The sequence below is a fragment of the Streptomyces sp. NPDC028298 genome, assembly GCF_055565895.1.
Window position 1 is genome coordinate 496,042 of the sequence record NZ_JBVHTL010000003.1, and the last position, 21,370, is coordinate 517,411.

The 21,370-nt window shown below is 72.2% G+C and carries 19 protein-coding genes; 11 read left to right on the forward strand and 8 right to left on the reverse strand.

The annotated features are described in order from the left end of the window. Positions 1-37: 37 nt before the first annotated feature. From ACZ4TO_RS17340 to ACZ4TO_RS17370, 7 genes are all read left to right on the forward strand, one after another. Complete coding sequence (locus tag ACZ4TO_RS17340; protein WP_468024593.1) at positions 38-631, forward strand: hypothetical protein; 594 nt, start codon at positions 38-40, stop codon at positions 629-631. A gap of 334 nt (positions 632-965) precedes the next feature. Further along, positions 966-2,120, forward strand: coding sequence for an iron uptake system protein EfeO (gene efeO, locus ACZ4TO_RS17345; RefSeq protein WP_468024594.1), 1,155 nt, complete (start codon positions 966-968; stop codon positions 2,118-2,120). 55 nt (positions 2,121-2,175) lie between these two features. Continuing rightward, on the forward strand, positions 2,176-3,021 hold the full coding sequence (gene efeU, locus ACZ4TO_RS17350) for an iron uptake transporter permease EfeU (protein ID WP_382786293.1): 846 nt from the start codon (positions 2,176-2,178) through the stop codon (positions 3,019-3,021). Positions 3,022-3,065: 44 nt separating this feature from the next. Continuing rightward, complete coding sequence (locus tag ACZ4TO_RS17355) at positions 3,066-3,686, forward strand: hypothetical protein (RefSeq protein WP_468024595.1); 621 nt, start codon at positions 3,066-3,068, stop codon at positions 3,684-3,686. A gap of 201 nt (positions 3,687-3,887) precedes the next feature. Then, positions 3,888-4,541 (forward strand): response regulator transcription factor, encoded by a 654-nt coding sequence (locus ACZ4TO_RS17360; protein ID WP_385039327.1) that lies wholly within the window; start codon positions 3,888-3,890, stop codon positions 4,539-4,541. Beyond that, the gene (locus ACZ4TO_RS17365; protein WP_382786286.1) at positions 4,532-5,800 is read left to right on the forward strand and encodes a sensor histidine kinase; all 1,269 of its coding nucleotides are present in this window, start codon (positions 4,532-4,534) and stop codon (positions 5,798-5,800) included. Before ACZ4TO_RS17360 ends, ACZ4TO_RS17365 begins: the two co-directional genes overlap by 10 nt. Positions 5,801-5,838: 38 nt before the next feature. Next, positions 5,839-7,119, forward strand: coding sequence for a COG4705 family protein (locus ACZ4TO_RS17370; protein ID WP_468024596.1), 1,281 nt, complete (start codon positions 5,839-5,841; stop codon positions 7,117-7,119). Positions 7,120-7,230: 111 nt separating this feature from the next. Here ACZ4TO_RS17370 and ACZ4TO_RS17375 read toward each other — a convergent pair whose 3' ends face one another. The 5 genes from ACZ4TO_RS17375 to ACZ4TO_RS17395 are packed head-to-tail and all read right to left on the reverse strand — an operon-like array spanning position 7,231 to position 13,119. After that, positions 7,231-8,688, reverse strand: coding sequence for an MATE family efflux transporter (locus ACZ4TO_RS17375; protein ID WP_468024597.1), 1,458 nt, complete (start codon positions 8,686-8,688; stop codon positions 7,231-7,233). 5 nt (positions 8,689-8,693) lie between these two features. Next, the gene (locus ACZ4TO_RS17380; RefSeq protein WP_385049965.1) at positions 8,694-9,725 is read right to left on the reverse strand and encodes a cysteine synthase family protein; all 1,032 of its coding nucleotides are present in this window, start codon (positions 9,723-9,725) and stop codon (positions 8,694-8,696) included. Positions 9,726-9,767: 42 nt separating this feature from the next. Further along, positions 9,768-11,105: a Y4yA family PLP-dependent enzyme gene (locus ACZ4TO_RS17385; protein WP_468024598.1), complete on the reverse strand. Its 1,338-nt coding sequence runs from the start codon at positions 11,103-11,105 to the stop codon at positions 9,768-9,770. Then, complete coding sequence (locus ACZ4TO_RS17390; RefSeq protein WP_468024599.1) at positions 11,096-12,085, reverse strand: ornithine cyclodeaminase family protein; 990 nt, start codon at positions 12,083-12,085, stop codon at positions 11,096-11,098. Before ACZ4TO_RS17390 ends, ACZ4TO_RS17385 begins: the two co-directional genes overlap by 10 nt. A 44-nt stretch (positions 12,086-12,129) precedes the next feature. Beyond that, entirely contained in the window at positions 12,130-13,119 is a 990-nt protein-coding gene (locus tag ACZ4TO_RS17395; protein WP_468024600.1) for a TauD/TfdA family dioxygenase, read from the reverse strand. A gap of 498 nt (positions 13,120-13,617) precedes the next feature. On the opposite strand from ACZ4TO_RS17395, the gene ACZ4TO_RS17400 reads away from it, so the two are divergent. From ACZ4TO_RS17400 to ACZ4TO_RS17415, 4 genes are read left to right on the forward strand one after another with little or no spacing between them, the layout of a single operon-like run. Then, the gene (locus ACZ4TO_RS17400) at positions 13,618-15,120 is read left to right on the forward strand and encodes an ABC transporter substrate-binding protein (RefSeq protein WP_468024799.1); all 1,503 of its coding nucleotides are present in this window, start codon (positions 13,618-13,620) and stop codon (positions 15,118-15,120) included. Next, positions 15,117-16,118 (forward strand): ABC transporter permease, encoded by a 1,002-nt coding sequence (locus ACZ4TO_RS17405; protein ID WP_468024601.1) that lies wholly within the window; start codon positions 15,117-15,119, stop codon positions 16,116-16,118. The genes ACZ4TO_RS17400 and ACZ4TO_RS17405 overlap by 4 nt, the downstream gene beginning before the upstream one ends. After that, complete coding sequence (locus ACZ4TO_RS17410; protein WP_468024602.1) at positions 16,115-16,987, forward strand: ABC transporter permease; 873 nt, start codon at positions 16,115-16,117, stop codon at positions 16,985-16,987. Before ACZ4TO_RS17405 ends, ACZ4TO_RS17410 begins: the two co-directional genes overlap by 4 nt. Next, positions 16,984-18,435 carry an ABC transporter ATP-binding protein gene (locus tag ACZ4TO_RS17415; protein WP_468024603.1) on the forward strand — a complete coding sequence of 484 codons (1,452 nt, stop codon included), beginning with the start codon at positions 16,984-16,986 and terminating at the stop codon, positions 18,433-18,435. Before ACZ4TO_RS17410 ends, ACZ4TO_RS17415 begins: the two co-directional genes overlap by 4 nt. Positions 18,436-18,437: 2 nt before the next feature. On the opposite strand, the gene ACZ4TO_RS17420 is transcribed toward ACZ4TO_RS17415, so the two are convergent. From ACZ4TO_RS17420 to ACZ4TO_RS17430, 3 genes are all read right to left on the reverse strand, one after another. After that, a complete protein-coding gene (locus tag ACZ4TO_RS17420) occupies positions 18,438-19,382 on the reverse strand; it encodes a M48 family metalloprotease (protein ID WP_468024604.1) in 945 nt (314 codons plus the stop codon). Then, the gene (locus ACZ4TO_RS17425) at positions 19,379-19,789 is read right to left on the reverse strand and encodes a BlaI/MecI/CopY family transcriptional regulator (RefSeq protein ID WP_468024605.1); all 411 of its coding nucleotides are present in this window, start codon (positions 19,787-19,789) and stop codon (positions 19,379-19,381) included. The genes ACZ4TO_RS17420 and ACZ4TO_RS17425 overlap by 4 nt, the downstream gene beginning before the upstream one ends. Positions 19,790-19,923: 134 nt before the next feature. Continuing rightward, complete coding sequence (locus ACZ4TO_RS17430; RefSeq protein ID WP_468024606.1) at positions 19,924-21,240, reverse strand: HAMP domain-containing sensor histidine kinase; 1,317 nt, start codon at positions 21,238-21,240, stop codon at positions 19,924-19,926. Positions 21,241-21,370 lie beyond the last annotated feature (130 nt).

The window sequence follows — 21,370 nt, forward strand, 5'->3', positions numbered from 1 at the left end:
AGGGCCCGGACCTTTCCGGGAGATCGGGGTGGGCGCAGTGAGCGAATCCGTGGGTGCGCAGGAACCAAGGGAGCCGCAGGAGCAGCCGGACGAGGACGGTCCCGGTACGACGGCGAAGCCCGTCGGCAGGCGCCGGCTGGTCGGCGGCCGGGCACGCTGGGCCGTGGCCGGCACGGCGGCCGTGGTGGTGATCGGCGGCGGCGTCGCCGCGGCGGCGATCCACCACCACGAGGAGGACGGCCGCGGCGAGCGCAGGGTCGTGGCCGCCGGCGACCACGCATGGCGGGACGGGTTCCGGACCGAGGGCGAAGGCCGCGACGGGCGTGACGGCTTGAAGCTGCGCGACGGCCGGATCCCGGACGGCGAGGGCGGTTCGCGCGGCGAGGACGGCCGTGGAATGTCGGCCGGCGAGGCTCCGGCCCCGCTGCCCTCGCTCTCCGCGGCGGACGCCGTGGACAAGGCCGCCTCCGCGGTCAAGGACGGCAAGGTCGAGTCGTTGGCGCCGGTCACGGAGCAGGGCGGCGGCCGGGCCTGGCGGATCGTGGTCGTCGGTCCCGACGGGGTGCGGCACGTGGTGACCGTCGACGGCACCGGCGGCACGGTGACCGGCAACACCGTCCTGGGCGGCTGAACCGGACGACCCGAGCGGCGCGGCCCCGGCCGCGCCGCGCAGGAACGCCGCGGGCGTGGGGCGGGACGGATCACGTTCGTTCGAGCGGACGTGACGCGCGTTCAACGTGACTGCTGTGGACGGACGGACGGACGGACGGAAGGACCCCTCCTCGCGCCGCCGGTGACTGCGGCCGAGCCGTGCAGGGACGGGCTTCCCGCGTGATCGAGCACGCCGAGCGACCGCGAACTTAGGGAAGCCTTTCCTGAGTGACTACATTTATGTAGACTCCGCGGCGGCTCGCGACGTGCTCGGTCCGAGCTGTTCGGGACCACACACGTGAATCGAGGCACCCATGTCCGCCAGCCCCCGCCCCCTGTTCGTCGGCGCCGGCACGGCCATAGCCGTTGTCGCCACGCTGGCGGGCTGTACGCAGAAGGGCGAGGACACGGCCGGTCCCGGAGCCGTCCGGGTCGTCTCGAAGGACGACTCCTGCTCGGTCTCGAAGAAGCAGTTCCCGGCCGGTCACCTGAAGTTGAACGTGGAGAACCGCGGCAACAAGGTGACAGAGGTCTACGTGCTCTACCCGGACGACCGGATCGTCAGCGAGCGCGAGAACATCGGCCCCGGCACCAAGGCCGTCATCACCGCCGAGATCAAGGCGGGCGACTACGAGATCGCGTGCAAGCCGGGCATGAAGGGTGACGGGATCCGCCAGAAGGTCACCGTGACCGGCGGCACCGCGGCCGAGCGCTCGCCCGAGATGGACACCGCGGTCGGCGCGTACCGGCGGTTCGCGCAGACACAGGCCGACGAGACCCTGCCGAAGACGAAGGTCTTCACCGACGCGGTCCGCGCCGGTGACATCGAGGCCGCCAAGAAGGCGTACGCCGACTCCCGTATCGGCTGGGAGCGCACCGAACCCGTCGCCGAGTCCTTCGGCGACATCGACCCCAAGGTCGATGTCCGCGAGGACGGCCTCGAGGCCGGCCAGGACCCGGCGAAGGACTGGACCGGCTGGCACCGCCTGGAGAAGGCGCTGTGGCACGACAAGAAGATCGGTGCCCGGGAGAAGCAGCTCGCCGACCTCCTCGACAAGGACCTCGCGGACTGGGCGAAGCGGGTCGGCCGTGCCGAGATCACCCCGACCTCCATGGCCAACGGAGCCAAGGAGCTCCTCGACGAAGTGGCCAAGAACAAGGTGACGGGCGAGGAAGAGCGCTACTCGCACACCGACCTGGTCGACTTCAAGGCCAACGTCGAGGGCGCCGAGAGGTCCTTCGAGCTGCTCAAGCCGGTGGCCCTGAAGAACGAGCCCGACCTCGTCGCCGAGCTCGACAAGCAGTTCGCCGCCATGAACACGCTGCTCGACACCTACCGTCCCGACAGGACCGGCTACGTCTTCACCTCGTACGAGAAGGTCGGCAAGGAGCGGCGCAAGGAGCTGTCGGACAGCGTCAACGCGCTCGCCGAGCCGCTCTCCCGGCTCGCCGCCGCGGTCGTGAAGTGAGCCCTCTCGCAGCTCGACACCAGCCCCGCCGCACCGCCTGAGACAAGGACACGGAATGTTCGGAAACTACCTGATCGGTCTTCGCGAGGGGCTGGAGGCGAGCCTTGTCGTCTGCATCCTCGTCGCCTACCTCGTCAAGACCGACAACCGCCGCCGACTGCTGCCCGTGTGGGCCGGAGTCGGCATGGCGGTCGTGCTCTCGCTCGCGTTCGGCGCCCTGCTGCAGTTCGGTTCCTCCACCCTCACCTTCCAGGCCAAGGAAGCCCTCGGCGGCAGCCTGTCCATCCTGTCCGTGGCCCTGGTCACCTGGATGGTGTTCTGGATGCGGCGCACCGCCCGTCACCTCAAGCGGGACCTGCACGGCAAACTGGAAGCCGCCCTGGCCGTCGGCACCGGTGCCCTCGTCCTCACTTCCCTGCTGGCCGTCGGACGCGAGGGGCTGGAGACGTCGCTCTTCATCTGGACCGCGGTCCAGGCCACGGACGACGGCATCCGCCCCCTTGTCGGGGCCCTGCTGGGACTGGCCACGTCCGTCGTCCTCGGCTGGCTCTTCTACCGGGGCGCCCTGAAGATCGATCTGGCCAAGTTCTTCCGCTGGACCGGAGCCATGCTCGTCGTCGTCGCCGCGGGCGTCCTCGCCTACGGCATCCACGATCTGCAGGAGGCCGACTTCCTGCCCGGCCTGCGCGACCTCGCCTTCGACATCACCACGACGATCCCGCCGGACTCCTGGTACGGCACCGTCCTCAAGGGTGTGTTCAACTTCCAGGCCGACCCCACCGTCCTGCAGACCATCGTCTGGGCCGCGTACGTCGTCCCGGTGATGGCCTTCTTCCTGGCTCCCGACCGCCCGAAGCGGCCCGCCCCGGCCCCCGTGGTGAACCAGCCGGCCGAGCGCTAGGACCGCCGGCGGCACGGCGACGGGTACCGGCGAGGGGAGGGACGGTGTACGAGCCGAAGGAGGCCGGGCCCGCGCCGGACCAGGAACCGCTGGAAGCGGACCGGGTGATCGCCTGGCTGAAGGACCGCGGCGCCGTCGAGAACGCGTTGCAGGCCTCGCTGGGCGGCCTGCCGAGCGAGCGTGAGGCCACCCTGGCACGCATGGGGGACGTACTCCAGGCGACCGCGCGGGGACTTGGATCCGAGGCGGCGGCGGTGTGGGCCGAGGTCCCCGAACCCGTCCTGAAGGGCTGGATCGACAAGGACCCCGCCTTCGCAGCCGCCCTGCACGCGGCCGGCGCTCTGGCGGCCGCGCACGGGGTGCGGCAGGACGAGCGGCCCACGTCGGCGATGCTGCGGGTCCTGCTCGTCGCCATGGGCAACGGCGCCACGAAACGCGACGCCATCGGACTGGCGGGCTTCCGTGACAGCCGGCTCCGCGCGCTGCTCAGGACGTCGTCCGCGTTCAAGGCCCTGTTGGACACGGCACGTCGAGCGCGGCCGCTGCCGTCCCGCGGTTCCGGGGTGCGCGGCCCCGGCCTGCCCCGCCGCCCCGGACGCAAGCTCCCGGAGCCCTGGGGCTTCCGGCTCGTCCAGCGCGCCGCCGCGGACGACGAGGCCGACTAGTGCCACCGGCACCCCAGCGCCGAGGACTCGGTTGGGCCAGGGCGCCGGCAGCGCCGGTCGGCACGTGGCCTGAGTGGCCTGGGCAAGATCAAACACACGGGTCGCCGCGGTGAGCGGTTATGGTTCCAGGTGACGTCTACAGTGCTGTAGTCATTCAGGCGTCTGGTGACGCACTCCGGCCGGACAACCTAGGGGCAGCACGTGGCTTTCATCATGGTGTGTGAGGACGACGCGGCTGTCCGTGGCGTCCTCAAGCGCGCCCTCGAGCACGACGGCCACAGGATCGCCGTCACTCCCACGGCGGCCGGCCTGCTGGGCAACCTCGAGCCGACCCCCCACCTGATCGTCCTTGACCTGGGGCTCCCGGACGCCGACGGCCGCGATGTCTGCCTGGCGCTGCGGGCGCGGGGCGTCGACGCTCCGGTCCTGATGCTCACCGCTCTGGACGGCATGCACCACAAGGTGGGCGGCTTCGAGGCGGGAGCCGACGACTACATGACCAAACCGTTCGACATCCCGGAGCTCCTGGTGAGGGTTCGCGCCCTGCTCCGCAGGACAACCGCGGCGACCCCGCGGAGTGGCGTCGTTCTCGACCCGGCGAAGCACGTCGTGAGCCACGGTTCGACGAGCGAGAGCCTGACGCCGACCGAGTTCCGGTTGCTGGGCAGACTGGTCGCTTCGCAGGGCGACGCCGTGCGCCGCCACGCCCTGGTCGCCGCCGGCTGGCCGCACGGCGCGCAGGTCAGCGACAACACCCTTGACTCCTTTGTCCGTCGGCTGCGGACCAAACTCGGTGCGTTGGGCGTGGCCGATCGCCTGGCGACGGTCCGTGGGGTGGGCTACCGATGGGAGTGACGGGCTTCCGCGGGAGGGTTGTCGCGCTCGCGGTTCTGATCGCGACAGCGGTGGTCGCGGTGCTGGTGGTGGTCTCACATGTGCTGCTGAGCCAGGTGACCGACGCGGACGCGCACACTCTGGCGCATTCCCGCGCGGAGGCGGTGGCGGCGAACGTGGCGGTACGCGGTCGCCACGTCGTACTGATCGAGAGCGGCAACGAAGCGCTGGACACGGTCTCGTGGGTGTACGCCGACGGGCACCTCATCGACGGGATCGTGCCGGACAGCGTCCTCGACCGCGTCGATGTGCTGGTCGGTTCCGGGCGGTCCCAAACCACCACGGTCGGCAGTCATCTTCTGTACGCCCGGCCGATCAGGCTCGAAGGCCACCACGTGATGGCGGTCGTGCGGGTGGACCTGACGCCGTACGAGACGTCGGAGCAGCGCAGCCTGACGATGTCGCTCATGTTGGGTGGCGTCGTCATCGTTCTCGCGGGCGTCGTCGCACACGTCGTGGTGGGTCGTGCGTTGCGGGTGGTCCACGAAATGGCCGCGCTCGCCGACGACTGGGGCGATCAGGAACCCGGGCGCCGATTCGACCTCGGCGTTCCGCGCGACGAGTTCGGGGAACTCGGGCGGACTCTCGATCGCCTGCTCGACCGTGTGGACAACGCGCTCGCCGACGAGCGCCGGCTCACCGATGAGATCGCCCACGAATTGCGGACCCCCTTGACGGCCCTGCGGGGTGAGGCGCAATTGGCTCAGCTCTCCGGTCGTCATGTGGCACCGGAGTCCGTTCTGACCGAGGTCGACCGGCTGAACACGGCGATCACGACGATTCTGGGCTCCGCCCGGTCACGGATCGATGGCGGCACCTGTTGCGATCTCACGGCAGCGGCGCGACTGGCGATCGCCGGTCGCGCCATCGATCTCGCCGTCCCGGCCGACGTCGACGTCGCCGTGGCCACGGAATGCGTCGTCGCCGTGCTGTCACCCCTGCTGGAGAACGGCCTGCGGCATGCGAGGTCGCGCGTCTGGGTCACGGGGCGCGTCCAGCCGCAGGGGGTCGTGATCGATGTCCTCGACGACGGCCCGGGGTTCGATCCGGCGGAGGTGGACCGTGTTTTCGAAGCGGGTGTGACCAGCGGCGCCGGGCACGGGCTGGGGCTGGCCGTGGTGAAGCGCCTCGCCGCGTCCGCGGGCGTGGCGGTTCGCGCGATCGCCGACGGTCACGGTCGCGTCGAGGTGACCTTCCCCACGCCGGAGGCGATCGCGTAGTCAGGTTGAGTGCAGGTTGGCCGAGCCAGCCTGGCCGCATGACGACGACAAGCGAAGTGGGCACGCGCCGCCGCAGCGGGCGGCTGATGCTGAACAAGGTTCCCGAGGTCACCATCTGGTTCTGGGTGATCAAGATCCTGTGCACGACCGTCGGTGAGAGCTTCGCCGACTGGATCAACATGAAGCTGGGCGTCGGCCTGGTGAACACGGCGTGGATCTTCACCGCGGTGTTCGTCGTGGTCCTGGCCGTCCAGATGCGGCTGAAGCGGTACGTCCCGTTCCCGTACTGGCTGACCGTGGTCGTTGTCAGCGTCACCGGAACGCTCTACACCGACATCCTGACCGACCAGCTCAACGTGCCGCTGTGGATCAGCTCCAGCGTGTTCTCGGTCCTGCTCGCCGTGGTCTTCGGCGTGTGGTGGCTGCGCGAGCGCACCCTCTCGATCCACTCGGTCACGACCCGCTCGCGTGAGTCCTTCTACTGGCTCACCGTTCTCGTCACCTTCGCGCTCGGCACCGCGACCGGCGACTGGACCCTCGAGCTCACCGGCTGGAGCCCGGAAGTGTCGGTCCTCCTGCCGCTCGGCCTCATCGCGGCGATCACGCTGCTGTGGAAGTTCGGCGCGAACCCGGTGCTGTCCTTCTGGCTCGCCTACATCCTGACCCGCCCGCTGGGTGCCAACATCGGTGACTGGCTCGCCGCACCGAAGGTCGCTCAGGGCCCCGGTGAACCGACCGGCCTCGCGCTGGGCACCTTCACCACCAGCCTGATCTTCCTTGGTCTGATCCTGGCGACCGTCGTCTACCTGACGGTGACGCGCTCCGACGTGACCGAGACCTACGACGCCACGCACACCCCGCAGGTCACCGAGAATCCGCGAAAGGAGCGTGTCGCGCTGGCCGGCTTCGGCCTCCTCGCGGTCGCCACGGGGGCCTTGCTGATCTGGGCGCACAGCCAGCCGCACGTCGGGCCGGCGCCGGAGGAAGACGCCAGCTCCACCGTTCAACTCGCCCCCGGCCAGGCCGTGAAGAAGTTCCCGGCGGCGAAGGTCGACGCGCTGAAGGCACTCGCTTCGACCTCGCTCAAGGACGCACGCTCGGGCAACGCGTCCGGTGCCCACAAGGCCGCCCAGTCCCTGCGAGACCTCTGGGACGCCGATCAGGCCGCGTTGCAGCCGCTGGACAACACCGGCTGGACGTTTCTCGACGCCCAGATGGACCAGGTGCTGAAGACCTTCGGCATCGACCACACGAACCCGCCGATGTCGCCGGCGCGGCAGGAGGCCGAGCTCACCACCCTCCTCACAGACATGCGCTGACGGAGCTGATCGGCGGTGACTTCCCTGAAGCCACCGCCGATCACTTTGCCGGCTCTGCCTACGCAGGACGGCTTGGTGCGTGGGGGTGCCGCATGATCGGCCGGACAGGCCCTAGACGAAGGCCCCGGCGGATTCTCGGGTGCGCAGAGCGCGGCTGTAGCGCCGCAGGAGAAGGATGGCGGTGGTGGCCAGCCCGCAGAGCAGGCCGAGCCACAGGCCCCGGGTGCCACCACCGAGAGGGTGGGCGAGCAGCCAGGAAGCGGGAAGGCCGACGGCCCAGTAGCCGATGAGCGTGATGCGAAAGCCGCTCTTGGTGTCGTCGAGGCCGCGCAGCAGACCGACACCGATGTTCTGCGCGCAGTCGAAGAACTGCAGCACGGCGACGACGACGAGGAGTCCGGTGGCGATCCGCAGGCCCTGCTGATCGGCTGGGGCACCGGCGTCGAAGTAGGGGCGCAGGACGACGTGGGGCGCGGCGAGGTAGGCGATGCCGACGATCGTGGTGACGGCGGCTCCGCACGCGAGGGCCGTGTTCTTGATGCGGCGGGCGGCGGGGAGGTCGCCGAGGGCGAGTTCACGGCTGACGTTGATGGAGGCCGCGTGGGAGAGTCCGACGGCGACCTGGAAGACGACGTAGACGAGTTGGTTGACGGCGGTGTGGGCGGCGAGCGCCGCGGCGCCGAAGCTGCCGGCGAACAGCGCGGTGACGGAGAAGAATCCGGCCTCGGATCCGTAGGTGGCCGCGATCGGTGTGCCGAGGCGCAGCAGACGCCCGACGGTGGGCGCGTCGGCACGCCAGAAGTCCAGGCTCAGCAGGGGAGCGAGCCGGGGGTCGCGGCGCGCCGCGGCGTAGAGCGCCAGGAAGGACAGCAGGTGGACGCCGCTGGTGGCGACGCCGATGCCGGTCAGACCGAGCTCCGGCAGGCCGAACGTGCCGTGGATGAAGCCCCAGTTGAGGAAGGCGTTGACGGCGACGGACGCGAGAGTGATCCGCAGGAGTGCCTGGGGGCGGCGCATGCCGACGGTGAACTGGCGGATCGCCTGGAACCACAGACACGGTATGAGCCCGGGGGCGAGGGCGGCGAGCATCCCCTGGGCGCGGGCGGCGACGGCGGCGTCCTGGCCGAGGAGGCCGGCGGCCTGCCCGATGAGGACCATGAGGATCGCGCCGACGATGCCGGCGAGGGTGGAGACGGCCATCGCGGCGCGCACCAGGCCGCGCACCTCTTCGCCGCCCGTGGCCGTGCTGTCGGCTGCCGCGGTGCCTTCGGCCTGCTCGGTCTGTTCGGCCTGTTCGGCCTGTTCCGCCTGTTCGGCCTGTTCGGCGTGGGCGGCGGCCGCCGCGACCTGGTTCCCGACGGCGGTGACGAGCCCGACGCCCATGGTGCGCAGTTGGTTGAAGAGGACGAGGGCCAGGCCGCCGGCGGCGAGGGCCTCGGTGCCGAGCAGCCCCATCATGACGGTGTCGGTGGTGGTGAGGGCGACCTGGGCGAGCTGGGTGAGGGCGAGCGGGACGGCGAGGACGGCCAGGGCCCGGCTGTCGCGGACGAGGACGGCGAGCTGCTGCATGGGTGTCAGTTCCTGCGGAGTTTGGTGAGCGTCTCCTCGATCCCGGCCTCGACGGCCGGGGCGAGCAGGGCACGGGCGGTCATCCACTCGTCGTCGAAGACGGTGTCCAGGTACTTCTCGCCGCCGTCGTTGATGAAGGCGACCATCACGGTATCCGGCGCGAGTTCGGGCAGGCGGGCCAAGGCCTCGTGGACGACGCCGCCGGCCGAGCCGCCGATGAGCAGACCGCAGGTGCGGGCGACGGCGCGGGCGGTGGCGAAGGCCTCGACGTCGCCGACCTTCGCGCCTTCGTCGATGAGGTCGTAGTCGACCAGCAGGCCGATGGTGGCGCCTTCGGGCGTGCCGGTGCCGGACTGGTAGTAGTCGTGGGCGGGTGGTCCGAACGCGATGGAGCCCTTGGGCTCGACACCGATGACGGTGAGCCGGGGGACGGTCTTCTTCAGCTCGCGGGCGGTGCCGCACAGACCGCCACCGGTGCCCACGGCGCCGATGAGCACGTGGACCCGGTGGTCGAGGGCCTGCGCGATCTCGCGTCCGACGTCGTGGTAACCGACGGCGTTGCTGGGGTTGTTGTGCTGTTCGGTGAAGAAGGTGTTGTCCTTGCCGCTGGCCATGTCCTCGGCGAGTTCCTCGCGTGCCGCGGTGTGGAGTTCCTCACCGTCCATGTCCGCGTCCACGTAGACGAGTTCGGCGCCCATCGCCCTCATGCCCCGCAGTTTGTCGGCGGCGGCGTGGTGGTCGACGACGGCGGTGAAGCGGTAGCCGCGCTCGGCGGCGACGACCGCGAGTCCGAGGCCCGTGTTGCCGGAGGTGGACTCGATGATGTGGCCGCCTTCGCGGAGCCGGCCGCGTTCCTCGGCGTCCTGGATCATCTGACGGGCCATACGGATCTTGGCGCTGCCGGTGGGGTTGAACATTTCCAGCTTGAGCAGCAGGCGGGCGCCGTTGTCGGCGCGGGCGAGCTCGAACAGCGGTGTGCGGCCGATGAGATCGGACATCCGGCTGACCACCGGGGGACGGTTCAGGGCGTCGGTCATGGCGTGAGGGCTCCGTTGGGGACGACGGGTGTGCGGGTGAGGTCAGCGGTCGAGGCGCCAGCGGGGCCGGTCCGCGTCGTCGGGGTGGTCGACGACGACCTTCGGCGGCAGCGGCAGCTCGTGGAAGGGCGATTCGTTGGAGTCCATCTGGTAGCCGGCGGTGTTCGGGTAGACGATCAGGTCCCCGGCCTGTGGTCGTGTGGGGAAGGAGATCTTGCGCCAGGTCAGCAGGTCGGAGTCGAGACAACTGGCGCCCGCGACGCATGCCCGGTAAGGGACCGGCGTACGGGGGTGGCCGTCGGCGGGCAGCAGGCGCGGGTCGGGCAGGTACTCGCTGTTGAACCACTGCTCGGACAGGCTCAGGCTGGTGCCGTCGACGGTGACGATGCCGTAGGTGTCCCGGTCCTTGACGCCCTGGACGCCGAAGACGGAGGCCCCGGCCCGGTCCAGCAGCGCGCGGCCGGGCTCCAGCAACAGCGTCACCCCGGCCTGCCGCAGCCGTCGGGCCAGGCTCGGACCGTCCGGGGTGCGGGTGGCGAGGACGGCGCGCAGTGCCCGGGCGCCCGCGACGGGCGAGTGGTAGGGGTAGAAGTCGCCGGTCGTGAACGCCTTGTCGGCGTGGTAGTCGCCGGGGCCCTGCCGGCCGAGGAAGTTCCGCCAGGCGTCGGCGGGGACGTAGTCGACGGCGAAGCCGCCGCCGATGCTGATCCGGTCGGCCCGCAGCCCCAGAACCCTCGCTTTCAGGCACAGGTCCACCAGCTCGGCGGCGAGGCCGGCGCGCTGGTGGACGTCGTAGCCGGACAGGTGGAAACCGAAGCCCTCCATACGGACGCGGTCGCCGGCCGCGGCGCAGTCGCGGATCGCCTCGTCCAGTTCGGCCGGTCCGAGACCGAAGCGGCTGTCCGGCTGGATCGGGGGATGCACCCGCAGCAGCACCCTGGGAGGTCGTGGCACGTCGAGGGCGAGCACACGGTCGAGTTCGTCGAGGGCGTCGACGGCGATGAGCGCGCCCTGTCGCGCGGCGACGCGCAGGAGCGCGTCGGACTTGGCCGGGCCGGTGACGACGAGGTCCTCACCGCGCACTCCGTGGCCCAGGGCCTCGCGGAGCTCGCCCAGCGAGGCGACGTCGACTCCGCCGCCCCGCGCGGCGCAGCGCTCGACGAACACCGCGGCCTTGTTGGCCTTCTTGGCGTAGTAGACCCGCCCGTCCACGTCGGCGTCGGCCAGGGCCGTGTGGAAGGCGGCCAGGTTGGCGTCGAAGCGGTGGGGGAGCAGGTAATGGAACGGGCCGCCCAGGCCATGGGCGAGTTCCCGCAGCAGGCCGCTGGTGTGCAGGCGGTCGGCGAACGGATCGGGATGGACGGGGAGGGTCAGCGCCACAGGGCCACCTCGGTCCCGAGCCCCTGGGCGGCGGCGAGTTCGGCGAAGCGGTGTCCGAGGGCGATGTCGGTGACGACCAGGCCGCTGTTGTAGGCGAACACGCGTTGCTCGGGGGAGGTGCGGGCCTGGGACACGCCGGAGATCACGGCGGGAAACTCCAGGTCCACCGCGCGCAGGTCGCCCTCGGCGTCGGCCATGTCGGTGCCGGTGACACGCATCTGGGCTTCGCTGGTGGCGACGACCCGGTCGGCGCGGTGCAGGGTGGAGGGGGCCAGGCCGTGGCCGACGAGGATCGCGGTCGCGCCGGGCTTCAGCCAGTCGGCTTCGACCGCGGCCGGGGTGTGGGCGCCCGCCGTGGCGACGACGACGTCGGCGTCACGGGCGGCCGCGGCGAGATCCGTGACCACCTCCACGTCACGGCCGGGGAAGTGACGGGCGAGTTCGGCGCGGACGGCGGCGATGCCGTCGGGGTGGGTGCCGCTCAGCAGCAGGCGGTCCAGCTTCGGCAGGGTCGTCAGCAGGAACGGCAGCGCGAGGCGCCCCTGGGTGCCCGTGCCGATCACCAGCGCGGTGGTGGCGTCGGGCCGGGCGCATTCGCGGGCCAGGAGCGCGGAGACGGCCGGGGTGCGCAGGGAGCCGATGCGGGAGCAGTCCATCATCGCCACGGGCAGGCCGGTGACGTCGTCGTAGATGGTCAGCGTCGTGTAGTAGTGCTGCCTGTCCCGGCTTTCGCGCAGGCCGTGCTTGTAGGAGGTCTTGACGGCGACGACGTTGCGGACGCCGTCGCGGCCGAGCATGGCGTACGAGACGGAGTGGCCGTCCTCGGGCTTGACGGTGAGCTTGCGCGGGTTGTCCGACTTGCCCGCCGCGAGGGTGCGATAGGCCTGCTCGACGGTGTCGACGACGTCGGCGAGGGTGATGTCCAGGCCGGCGAGGTCGCTGGTGGACAGTACGCGCAGGGTGGTGTCGTCCCGGTCCATGAGGAGCCCTTTCGGAGGGGGTGGTGTGCCGGCGGAGCGGTGGTTCACACGGCCCAGGCCGTGAGTGCGGCCTGGCCGTAGCCGTGTTCGTCGTGCTCGGCCGGCGGTCGGGTGGGGCGTCCTTCGACGCGCGCGGAGGCCCGCTTGAGCCAGCGGTCGGTGCCGTCGTAGCGGGCGTCGAAGGGCACCCGGCCGTGGACGACGACGTCGTTGTCGACGACCAGGACGTCGCCGGGTTCGAGGCTCACCGCGACGGACACACGGGCCAGTTCGTCCTCCAGGCGCCGGTACGCCGCGCGCCAGGCCTCGTCGGCCTCGTCGATCGGGGTGTAGGCGGGGTCGAAGCGCAGGGTCGGGCCGTCGGGGGTGGCGAAGAGGGCCGGGACCGGGGCGGGCCGGCCGGAGAACCGCCGGGCCTGTTCGTAGGCGTCGTCGGGCAGGATCGGCACGACGGGCCGCCGGAGTTGTTCGATGTCGCCGTCGGTGAGCCTGACGCGGCGGATGCTGGCCGCGGTGGTGGCGATGCGGTCGTGGTTGCGCATGCAGCACAGCAGGAGCAGATGGGCGCGGCCGGGGTGGAAGGCGTCCTCGGTGTGCGGGCTCAGCAGGACGGAGCTGGAGGCGCCCGTCTGCTCGCTCTCGTGTCCGGGCGAGGGAACGATGTTGTGCACGAACCGGCCGTCCTGCTGGCCGTCCCAGGCGATCGGGGTGCCCACCAGGCCCGCGACCAGCAGCAGGACGACGTCCCACAGGGCGCCGGAGTCGCCTGCGGTCGACCAGTGCCGGGGTGTGGGCCCGAGTTCGGTGTCGTCGGGGCGCAGACCGCGCAGGACGAACAGACCGTCGGCGGTGTCCACGGGCCGCAGCGCGTCGCGCACCTCTTCGCCGAGCCGGGCGCACGCCCCGGGCAGGGCCGCGAGCAGTCCGGGGGAGGCGGCGGACGCGTGGCCGGCGAGCAACTCGGCCGCGACGGAGGTCAGTTCGCCGACGGCGGCGGGGCCGAGAGGGCGTACGGGGGCGGGGCAGGTGGGCACGGCGGCACCTTTCGGGGCAGGGCAGGGCAGGGCGGGCAGGGCAGGGCGAGGCAGGGCGGGGTGAGGCAGGGCGGGCCGGGCCGACGCGGGGCGCAGCGCGGGCATGCGGCATCGCCGCACCGGCTCGAAAGTGGCGGGAAAACACGAAAGTCGTGGGGTCCGGAGCGGCTCGTAGTTGCTGCCGGACACCAGGAACGTAACAACGGTCCGTAGGTAAGGCAACCCTAACCGTTGAGATCGACTACATCAACGTAGTCCCATTTTCGGCCGGATCGGGGACCTTCGACGAAACGTCAATTCCCCTCCTGACCAGGCGAGTTGTGGCCCTCGCGTGATGGCCTGGATGTGGCCTCGGGCTTCCGGGGCCGCTTGCGCGGTCTGTCCGAAACAGGTTAGGTAAGCCTCACCAAACTGAGTACGACCTTGAGATGAGGACCAGACGTGGGTGTCACCAGACGAAAGCTGCTGTGGGCCGGCACCGGGATCGGTGTGGCCGGAATGCTCGCCGCGTGCAGCAGCGGCAGCGGCGACTCCACGACCGACACGGCTGCCGACGGCGCGAACGCGAAGCCCCGCCCGGGCGGCACGCTGAGGATCGGCGCGCTCGGCGAGGCGGCCGCGATCACCCGTGATCCGCACGGCACCCAGGCCAACGAGAGCGACTACCTGATCATCAGTCTGATCTACGACACGCTCGCGATTCCCGGAGACACCTCCAACACCGTTCCCCGCCTCGCCGCCTCCTGGAAGCCGTCGGCCGACCTGAAGACCTGGCGCTTCACCCTCGCCGAGGGCGCCACCTTCCACGACGGCACCGCCGTCACGGCCGAGGACGTGGTCTGGTCGCTCAAGCGGCTGCGCAACACCCCGGCCGGCAGCGCGCGCCTGCCCGGAATCCGGCCCGAGTCCATCAAGGCCGAGGACGCCAGGACGGTCGTCCTGCACTCCGACTACCCCAACGCCGACCTCCCGCTGCTGACCCGGCTGACCACGTTCGTCCTGAAGAAGGACACCAAGGACGGCCAGGTCGCGACCGCCCCGGGCACCGGCCCCTTCAAGCTCGACTGGTACCGCGACGGCAACGCCCGCCTGGTCCGCAACGACCACTGGTACGGCGGCACGGTTCTCCTCGACGCCATCGAGGTGAAGATCTTCGAGAGCCCGCAGGCCATGGCCAACGCCCTGCTGGCCGGGCAGATCGACCTCGCCTCCAACGTCGGCGCCGTGGCGGCCCGTACGGCGAAGGCACGCAAGGACGTCCAGGTCCTGCGCCGCCCCGACGACATGGCGATGCCCATCGTCATGCGCACCGCCGACGGCCCGTTCGCCGACGTCCGGGTCCGGGAGGCCCTGCGGCTCGTGGTGGACCGCGACGCCATGGTCAAGCAGGTCCTCTCCGGCTACGGCACCGTCGGCAACGACATCCTCGGCACCGGCGACCCCGCGTTCGCCAAGGACATCCCGCAGCGCCGGCGCGACCTCGCCAAGGCCAGGAAGCTGCTGGCCGAGGCCAAGTTCGACACCTCCAAGACGTACGAGCTGCTCACCACCGAGGACATCGCCGGCCTCGCCGAGTCCGCGACGCTCTTCGCCACCCAGGCCCGCGAGGCCGGCGTGAAGATCAAGGTCGTCAAGCAGGACTCCAAGGCCTTCTGGGACGCCACCTGGCTCAAGGGCGACCTGTACACCACCTATTGGGGCACCAACGACTCGGTGGTCTTCTTCGCGTCCAAGACCATGCTCTCCGACGCGGGCCAGAACGAGACCGGCTGGAAGAACGCGGCCTTCGACACGACCTACCGCAAGGCCATGGCCACCACCGACGCCACCCGGCGCGGCACACTGCTGCACGAGCTCCAGGAGATCGAGCACGCCGAATCCGGCTACCTGCTGTGGGGCATGGCGGACGGCATCGACCTCGCTCGCTCCGCCGTCCGCGGCCTGCCCGAACTGCCCGGCTACGGCCGGGTCCAGCTCGAGAAGACCTGGCTGGCACGTTGACGACGCTCCACCCGGGCGGCGCGTCCGCGCCCGCGCCGCCCCGGGCCCCGGCCCGCGCCGTCGAAGGCGCGGGCCGGACCGCCCGGCTCGCCGCCCGCCGCCTGGCGATGCTCGCCGTGCTGCTCGCCGCCGTCTTCGCCGCCGTCGAGGTCCTGCCCGGCGATGCCGTCGGCGCCACCGCCGACCGCGGCGCCGACGCGTCCGAACTCGCCGCCCGCCGCGCCGTCATGGGCCTGGACCGGCCGCCGGCCGAACGCTTCTGGGACTGGATGACGGGACTGCCCACCGGCGATCTGGGCACCACCGCCCGCGGACAGCGCGTCACCGACGTCCTGGCCGGACCCTTCCCCAACACCCTCCTGCTCGGCGGACTCGCCCTCGTCCTCGCCGTCGCCGGCGCCCTCGTCCTCGGAAGCTGGGCCACCCTGCGGCCCGGGGGCCGGGCCGACCGCACCATCGACGCCCTGGCCACCACCGCGTTCGCGCTGCCGGAGTTCGTCGTCTCCGTCGCCCTGCTGCTGCTCCTGTCCCAGTGGACCGGCTGGCTGCCCGCCGTCACGCTCACCGGACCCGACGGCGCCCCCGAGTCCTGGACCATGCTCGTCCTGCCCCTGCTCGCCCTGGCGATCCCTCAGATCGGCTGGAACACCCGGATCGTGCGCGGCGCGCTCGCCGACCAGGCGGCGCTTCCCCACGTGAGGGCCGCCGTCCTCGACGGCCTCCCGCGCCGCCGCGTCCTCACCCACCACATGCTCCCCGGAGCCCTGCCCGCCGTCGCCGCGGGCATCGCCACCTCCGCCGGCATGCTCCTCGGCGGTGCCGTCGTCGTCGAGACCCTCTTCAACTACCCCGGCATCGGTGCCGTCCTGGCCGGCGCCATCACCGACCGCGACACCCCCCTCGTCGCCGGAGTCGTCGCCGCCGCGGGCGCCGCCATCAGCCTGCTCCTGCTGCTCGCCGACCTCGTCCGCACCACCGCCCTGGGAGAGCGCCGATGACCGCCCCCGCCACGACCGGCACCCCCGCCGAAGAACCCACGGCGCCCCGCGCCATACGCCCGCGGCGGCGGAAGCGAGTCCTGCCGCGGGCCGCTCCCGCCGGACTGCTCGTCCTGCTCGCCCTGACCGGCCCGCTCCTCGCCCCCCACCCCACGGACACCCCGCTGACCTTCCCCTACGCCACCTCCGGAGGCGCCACCGTCCTAGGCGGCGACGTCCTGGGCCGCGACGTCCTCAGCCGCCTGCTGGCCGGCGGCGCACCCCTGATCGCCACCGCTCTGGGCATCGCCGTCACCGTCACTTCCGTCGCCACCCTCCTCGGGATCACCGCCGCGCTGCGGCCCGCCCTCGGCCGCTGGATCGAACGCGCCGCCGACCTCGTCATCCTCCTCCCGGCCGTCCTCGGCATCATGCTCGTCGCCCTCGCCTGGCCCGGCGGAGGCCGCCTCGCCGTCGGCGCCGCCGCCACCGTCCTCGGCGTCCCCTACGCCGTGCGCATCGTCGCCGCCGCGGCCGCGCCGATCGCCGCCACCGGCTACGTCGAAGCGGCCGCCGCGGGCGGGGAACGCCTGTGGCATCTCACCGTGCGCGAGGTGCTGCCCAACCTCCGTGCCACACTCCTCGCCCTGTTCGGACTGCGTTTCGTCGAAGGCGTCTACGTCGTCTCCGTCGCCGCCTTCCTCCAGCTCGGCCCCCAGCCGCCCGAGGCCGACTGGGCCCTGATGATCCGTGAGAACGCCGCCGGCATCACCCTCAACCCGTGGGCCGTGGCCGCGCCGTGCCTGGCCATCGGCCTGCTCGCCGTCGGCGTCAACCTCGCCGCCGAAGCCCTCGCCCCCGCCCGGCCCACCCCGGAGACACCCCTGTGAGCACCCCCTCTCCCGTCGCCACGGTCACCGGCCTGTCCGTCGCGCTGGGCACCTCACGCCTCCTCGACGACGCCACCCTGGCGCTCACGCCCGGCCGTGTCCAGGCCGTCACCGGACCCTCAGGCGCCGGGAAGACCACGCTGCTGTCGGCGCTCGTCGGCGCGCTCCCGCCCGGCGCCCACGTCGTCTCGGGCAGCGTCACCGTGCTCGGCGAGAACATCCTCACCCTCCCGGCCGACCGGCTCCGCCGCCTGCGCCGCCACCGGCTCGCCTTCGTCGGCCAGGACCCCGGCTCGGGACTCAACCCGCGGATGCGCGCCGGGCGCATCATCACCGAGACAGCCACCCGGGCCACCCCCACGACCGTCGCCGAACTGCTGCGTCTCGTCCGCCTCCCGGCCGACGAGCACCTCGAACGCCGTCGCACCGCGGGCCTCTCCGGAGGCCAGCAGCGCCGCGTCGCCCTCGCCCGCGCCCTCGCCCGCCGCCCCGACATCCTCCTGCTCGACGAACCCACCGCCGGACTCGATCCCGCCCTGCGCGACGAGATCGCCGACCTGCTGCGCGACCTCGCCACGCGACATCACATCGCCGTCGCCCTCACCAGCCACGACCCGGACTTCGTCGCCCGCTGCGCCGACGACACCCTCGCCCTCGGCCCGGTCGAGCCCCCCGCCGCGCCGACCCCGGTTCCGCCCGCCCCCGGTCCTGCACCGACCCGCGCGGGGGGAGCGGTGGTCACCGTCCGCGGCCTCGGCGCCCACCACGGCACCGGTCCCTCGCGCCGCCCGGTCCTGAGCGACCTCGACCTCGACCTGAACCCCGGCACCCTCACCGCCGTCGTCGGCCCCTCGGGCTGCGGCAAGACCACCCTCGTCCGCGCCCTCGCGGGCCTCCACCCACCCGCCGGCGGCGCCGTCATCCTCGGTGACACGCGACTCGCCGGCCCGTACCGCCGACGCACCCGGGACCAGCGCCGCCGCATCCAGCTCGTGCCGCAGAACCCGCTCGGCGCGCTCAACCCGGCCCACACCGTCGGCGCCACCCTCACCCGGCCGCTGAAGCTCCACTTCGGCCTGGCCGCCGACGCTTGCGACCAGCGGGTCGCCGAACTTCTCGACGCCGTCGGACTGTCACCCGAGCACGCCCGCCGCCGCCCCCACGAACTGTCGGGCGGGCAACGCCAGCGCGTCTCCATCGCCCGCGCGCTGGCCGCCGAACCCGACCTGCTGCTGTGCGACGAGGTCACCTCCGCCCTCGACCCCCGCACGGCGGCAGGCATCATGACGCTCCTCGCCGCCCTGCGCACCGAAGGGGGCCTCGCGGTCGTGCTCGTGACCCACGACCACTCCCTGGTCGCCGACCACGCCGACGACGTTCTAGACCTCACGGCGACCGGCCGCCGCGCGCCCGCCACGGAGTGGAAGGCGGCACTGCGGGGCGGATGAACTCAGCCGCCGCGTACGGCGACGGCCGCGTACTCCACGTACTCGTGCAGCCCGTAGGCCAGCGCGAGTGCCGCCGGAGCGGAGACCGCCACGGTCGCCGCCAGGCCCAGGGCGCCCGCCCGGTGGGTGCCACCGCGCGGTCCGACAGGCTCCGGCAGGAGCAGCGCCTCGACCCGCCGCGGCACGGGTCCGGACGTCACGGACAGGAGCGGGTACCCACCGCCCGCCTCGCGCCGCCGGGAACCGACCAGGGCCGCACGGGCGATGGCGGCCGCGGCGAGCCTCCGGTCGCCGACGGCGGTGGCGGCCGCTTCGTCCGCCCAACGCTCGAGATGGAACTGCAGCGACGCCCTCAGGCTGCTCAGCGCGGGGTGGACAGCGGTCGACAGGTCGACCACGGCGGAGAACAGGTGGTGACGGCCCGACAGGTGGGCGCGCTCGTGGGCCAGCAACACCTCACGCTCGCCCGGCCTCAGGGCCCGCAGCATGCCGACGGTCACCATGATCCGGCCGGTGCGGCCCCGGTGGCCGGGAAGCGCGAAGGCGTCCACGTCGTCCCCGGGGAGCACCAGGAGATCCCCGTCGCCCGTTCCCCGGGCCGCCAGTCGCCAGGCCCGCTCCAGCACGGACCGGTGCCGGAACCAGCGCCGGAGCACCAGAACCACCTGGGCGAGCATGACCGACCCGGCCGCGACCGCGACCGGAACCGCCGCCGGCCACACGTCCAGCACCCGCCGGAGCGGCACCTGTTCGAGCGACGCGAGGAACGGTACGTGGAACAACCCGATCAGCACCGCGATCGTGCCGCCGGCCAGGAGGAGTGCCGCCGCGGTGAGCGTCCAGCAGGCTTCCCGGGGCGGGAGGACCGCGGCCAGGCGGCGGGCCACCGGAGCCGCGCCCCACGGGACCGCGAGGGCCAGGACGACCAGGACCAGTACGAGCGTCACGCGGAGCCGTCCTCGGTCCCGTCCTCGCGTCCGTCGCCCTCGGCTTCGAGGAGCAGCCGCCGCAGGGTCTCCTCGTCGCCCTCGGACAGGGAGGACACGAACCGCCGCAGCACCAGGTCCCGGTGGGGATCGCTCTCCAGTTCACGGCGCATGCGCCCCGCGACGAGACCGGCCGCGTCCTCCACCGGCTCGTAGGCGAAACTCCGGCCCGCCGGGCTGCGGCGCAGCGTGCCCTTCTCGTAGAGGCGGGACAGGATCGTGGCCGTGGTCGTCCTGGCCAGCCCCTTGTCGAGCAGCTCGTTGACCTGGTGCGCGGTCAACGGCTTGCCTGCCTCCCACAGCACCGCGAGCACGTCCGCGACGAGCTCACCGTGCGGACGTCTGTCGTCCCGACCCTTGCCCGACATGTCTCTCCCGCGATGGCGTGAATGCTTCTTAGGCTTGCCTAATCTACCGTTCGCGGTGGTCGGGCGCGGGCCGCGGCGACGGGTCGCACTCGATGCCCGGCGCGGGGAGGCAGCGGAGAGGCGGGAGGCCCGGCCTAGGGCGGCGTGTCTTCCGCGTCGTTCTGTCCGATGGGCAGGAGGAGCATGAAGGTGGCCGGGCTGCTGTGCGTCATGGAGAGCCGTCCGCCGAGGGAGACCGCCAGATCACGGGCGAGCGCCAGACCGATGCCCGTTCCCGGGCCGCCCCCGGAGTGCCCCCAGTCGAAGAGCAGGGCCGGATCCCCTTCGACACGGCCCTCGTCGGTCACGTCGAAGGCCAGAGCGCTCCCCAGATCACGTACCCGGACCTGGACGGTGCCGCGCCCGTGCACCCTGGCGTTGTCGAGCAGAATGCCGAGCACCTCGGACACGGGACCGCCCGGGATCCGTACATCCGCGGGCACGTCGTCGGCAGCGCTCACCAGACGACGGCCCTCGCGGGCGAAGAGCCCGTGCCACCGGGCCGTCGTCTCCTCGATCAACCGGAGGGCCGGCACGTACGTCGCGGCCGGACAGGCCCGGCCCCGCGAGCGCGACAGGCGCAGAAGTTCCTCCACCGTGTGGTGCAGGCGCTCCGTCGTGGCCAGGGCCTCGGCGACGACCGGCCGCAGCCTCGTCTCGTCGTCCTGGCCGAGCCCTTCCTCCAGCGCCAGTTGCAGTCCGGCCAGCGGCGTGCGGAGCTGATGGGACGCGTTGCCGGTGAAGTCCCGCTCGCGGCGCAGGAGTTCGGACAGGCTGTCGAGCATCTCGTTGTGCGTGCGGGCGACCTGGTCGATCTCGGCGATGGTGCTGGAGGCGGCCCGTCGGGACAGATCGCCCTCGGTGACGGCCTCGCAATGCCGGGAGAGATCCTCCAGCGGGGCGGCAAGCACACGCGCCTGACGACGAGCGACGAGCACCGCGATCAAGACCGCCAGCACCGCCACCCCCAGCAGCACCGCCCACGCCGCGAGGACTCGGCCCCGCACGGAGCCGGCCGGCGAGGACGCCCGGACCACGCCGATCACCCGCTCCGCGTGGGAGACCGGCACCGTGACGACGATCTGACCCCCTGCCCCACTGCGGACCAGTCCTCCGCCCAGAGCACGGCGCACCGGAGCATCACCGAGCGTCGGACCGCTGCCGGCCCGCAGTCGCGCCCGCGGGTCGTACAGGCCAAGGCTCCCGCCCGCCGGGCGGCGGGGGAGTTCCACCGGGTCGCCGGTGACGTAGTCCGGGCTCACGTGGACCGCAGCGGCCAGGGCCGCCCGCTCCAGGGCGTCGCGCTGTGCCGTGTAGAGCGAGGACCGGATGACCAGGGCCAGCGGGACGGCAAGCAGGACCACGGCGAGCAGCGCGGCGGTCAGGGCCACTCGCACCACACGCTGTCTCATGCCTTCATCATGCGGGCCCGCGACCTGGCCGGATGCGACGCGGCGCCGCTTTTGCCTTCGTCTAACCCTCGCCGGGCGGAACGCTAACCCGCCGCGCCCTAGCGTCGCTGCCATGACCATCCGGCTCGGG

Excerpts from the sequence above, each read along its gene's own strand:
- efeO (WP_468024594.1), top strand. The coding sequence starts at position 966 with ATGTCCGCCAGCCCCCGCCCCCTGTTCGTCGGCGCCGGCACGGCCATA.
- efeU (WP_382786293.1), top strand. The coding sequence starts at position 2,176 with ATGTTCGGAAACTACCTGATCGGTCTTCGCGAGGGGCTGGAGGCGAGC.
- ACZ4TO_RS17365 (WP_382786286.1), top strand. The coding sequence starts at position 4,532 with ATGGGAGTGACGGGCTTCCGCGGGAGGGTTGTCGCGCTCGCGGTTCTG.
- ACZ4TO_RS17370 (WP_468024596.1), top strand. The coding sequence starts at position 5,839 with ATGACGACGACAAGCGAAGTGGGCACGCGCCGCCGCAGCGGGCGGCTG.
- ACZ4TO_RS17375 (WP_468024597.1), bottom strand. The coding sequence starts at position 8,688 with ATGCAGCAGCTCGCCGTCCTCGTCCGCGACAGCCGGGCCCTGGCCGTC.
- ACZ4TO_RS17380 (WP_385049965.1), bottom strand. The coding sequence starts at position 9,725 with ATGACCGACGCCCTGAACCGTCCCCCGGTGGTCAGCCGGATGTCCGAT.
- ACZ4TO_RS17390 (WP_468024599.1), bottom strand. The coding sequence starts at position 12,085 with ATGGACCGGGACGACACCACCCTGCGCGTACTGTCCACCAGCGACCTC.
- ACZ4TO_RS17400 (WP_468024799.1), top strand. The coding sequence starts at position 13,618 with ATGCTCGCCGCGTGCAGCAGCGGCAGCGGCGACTCCACGACCGACACG.
- ACZ4TO_RS17410 (WP_468024602.1), top strand. The coding sequence starts at position 16,115 with ATGACCGCCCCCGCCACGACCGGCACCCCCGCCGAAGAACCCACGGCG.
- ACZ4TO_RS17425 (WP_468024605.1), bottom strand. The coding sequence starts at position 19,789 with ATGTCGGGCAAGGGTCGGGACGACAGACGTCCGCACGGTGAGCTCGTC.
- ACZ4TO_RS17430 (WP_468024606.1), bottom strand. The coding sequence starts at position 21,240 with ATGAGACAGCGTGTGGTGCGAGTGGCCCTGACCGCCGCGCTGCTCGCC.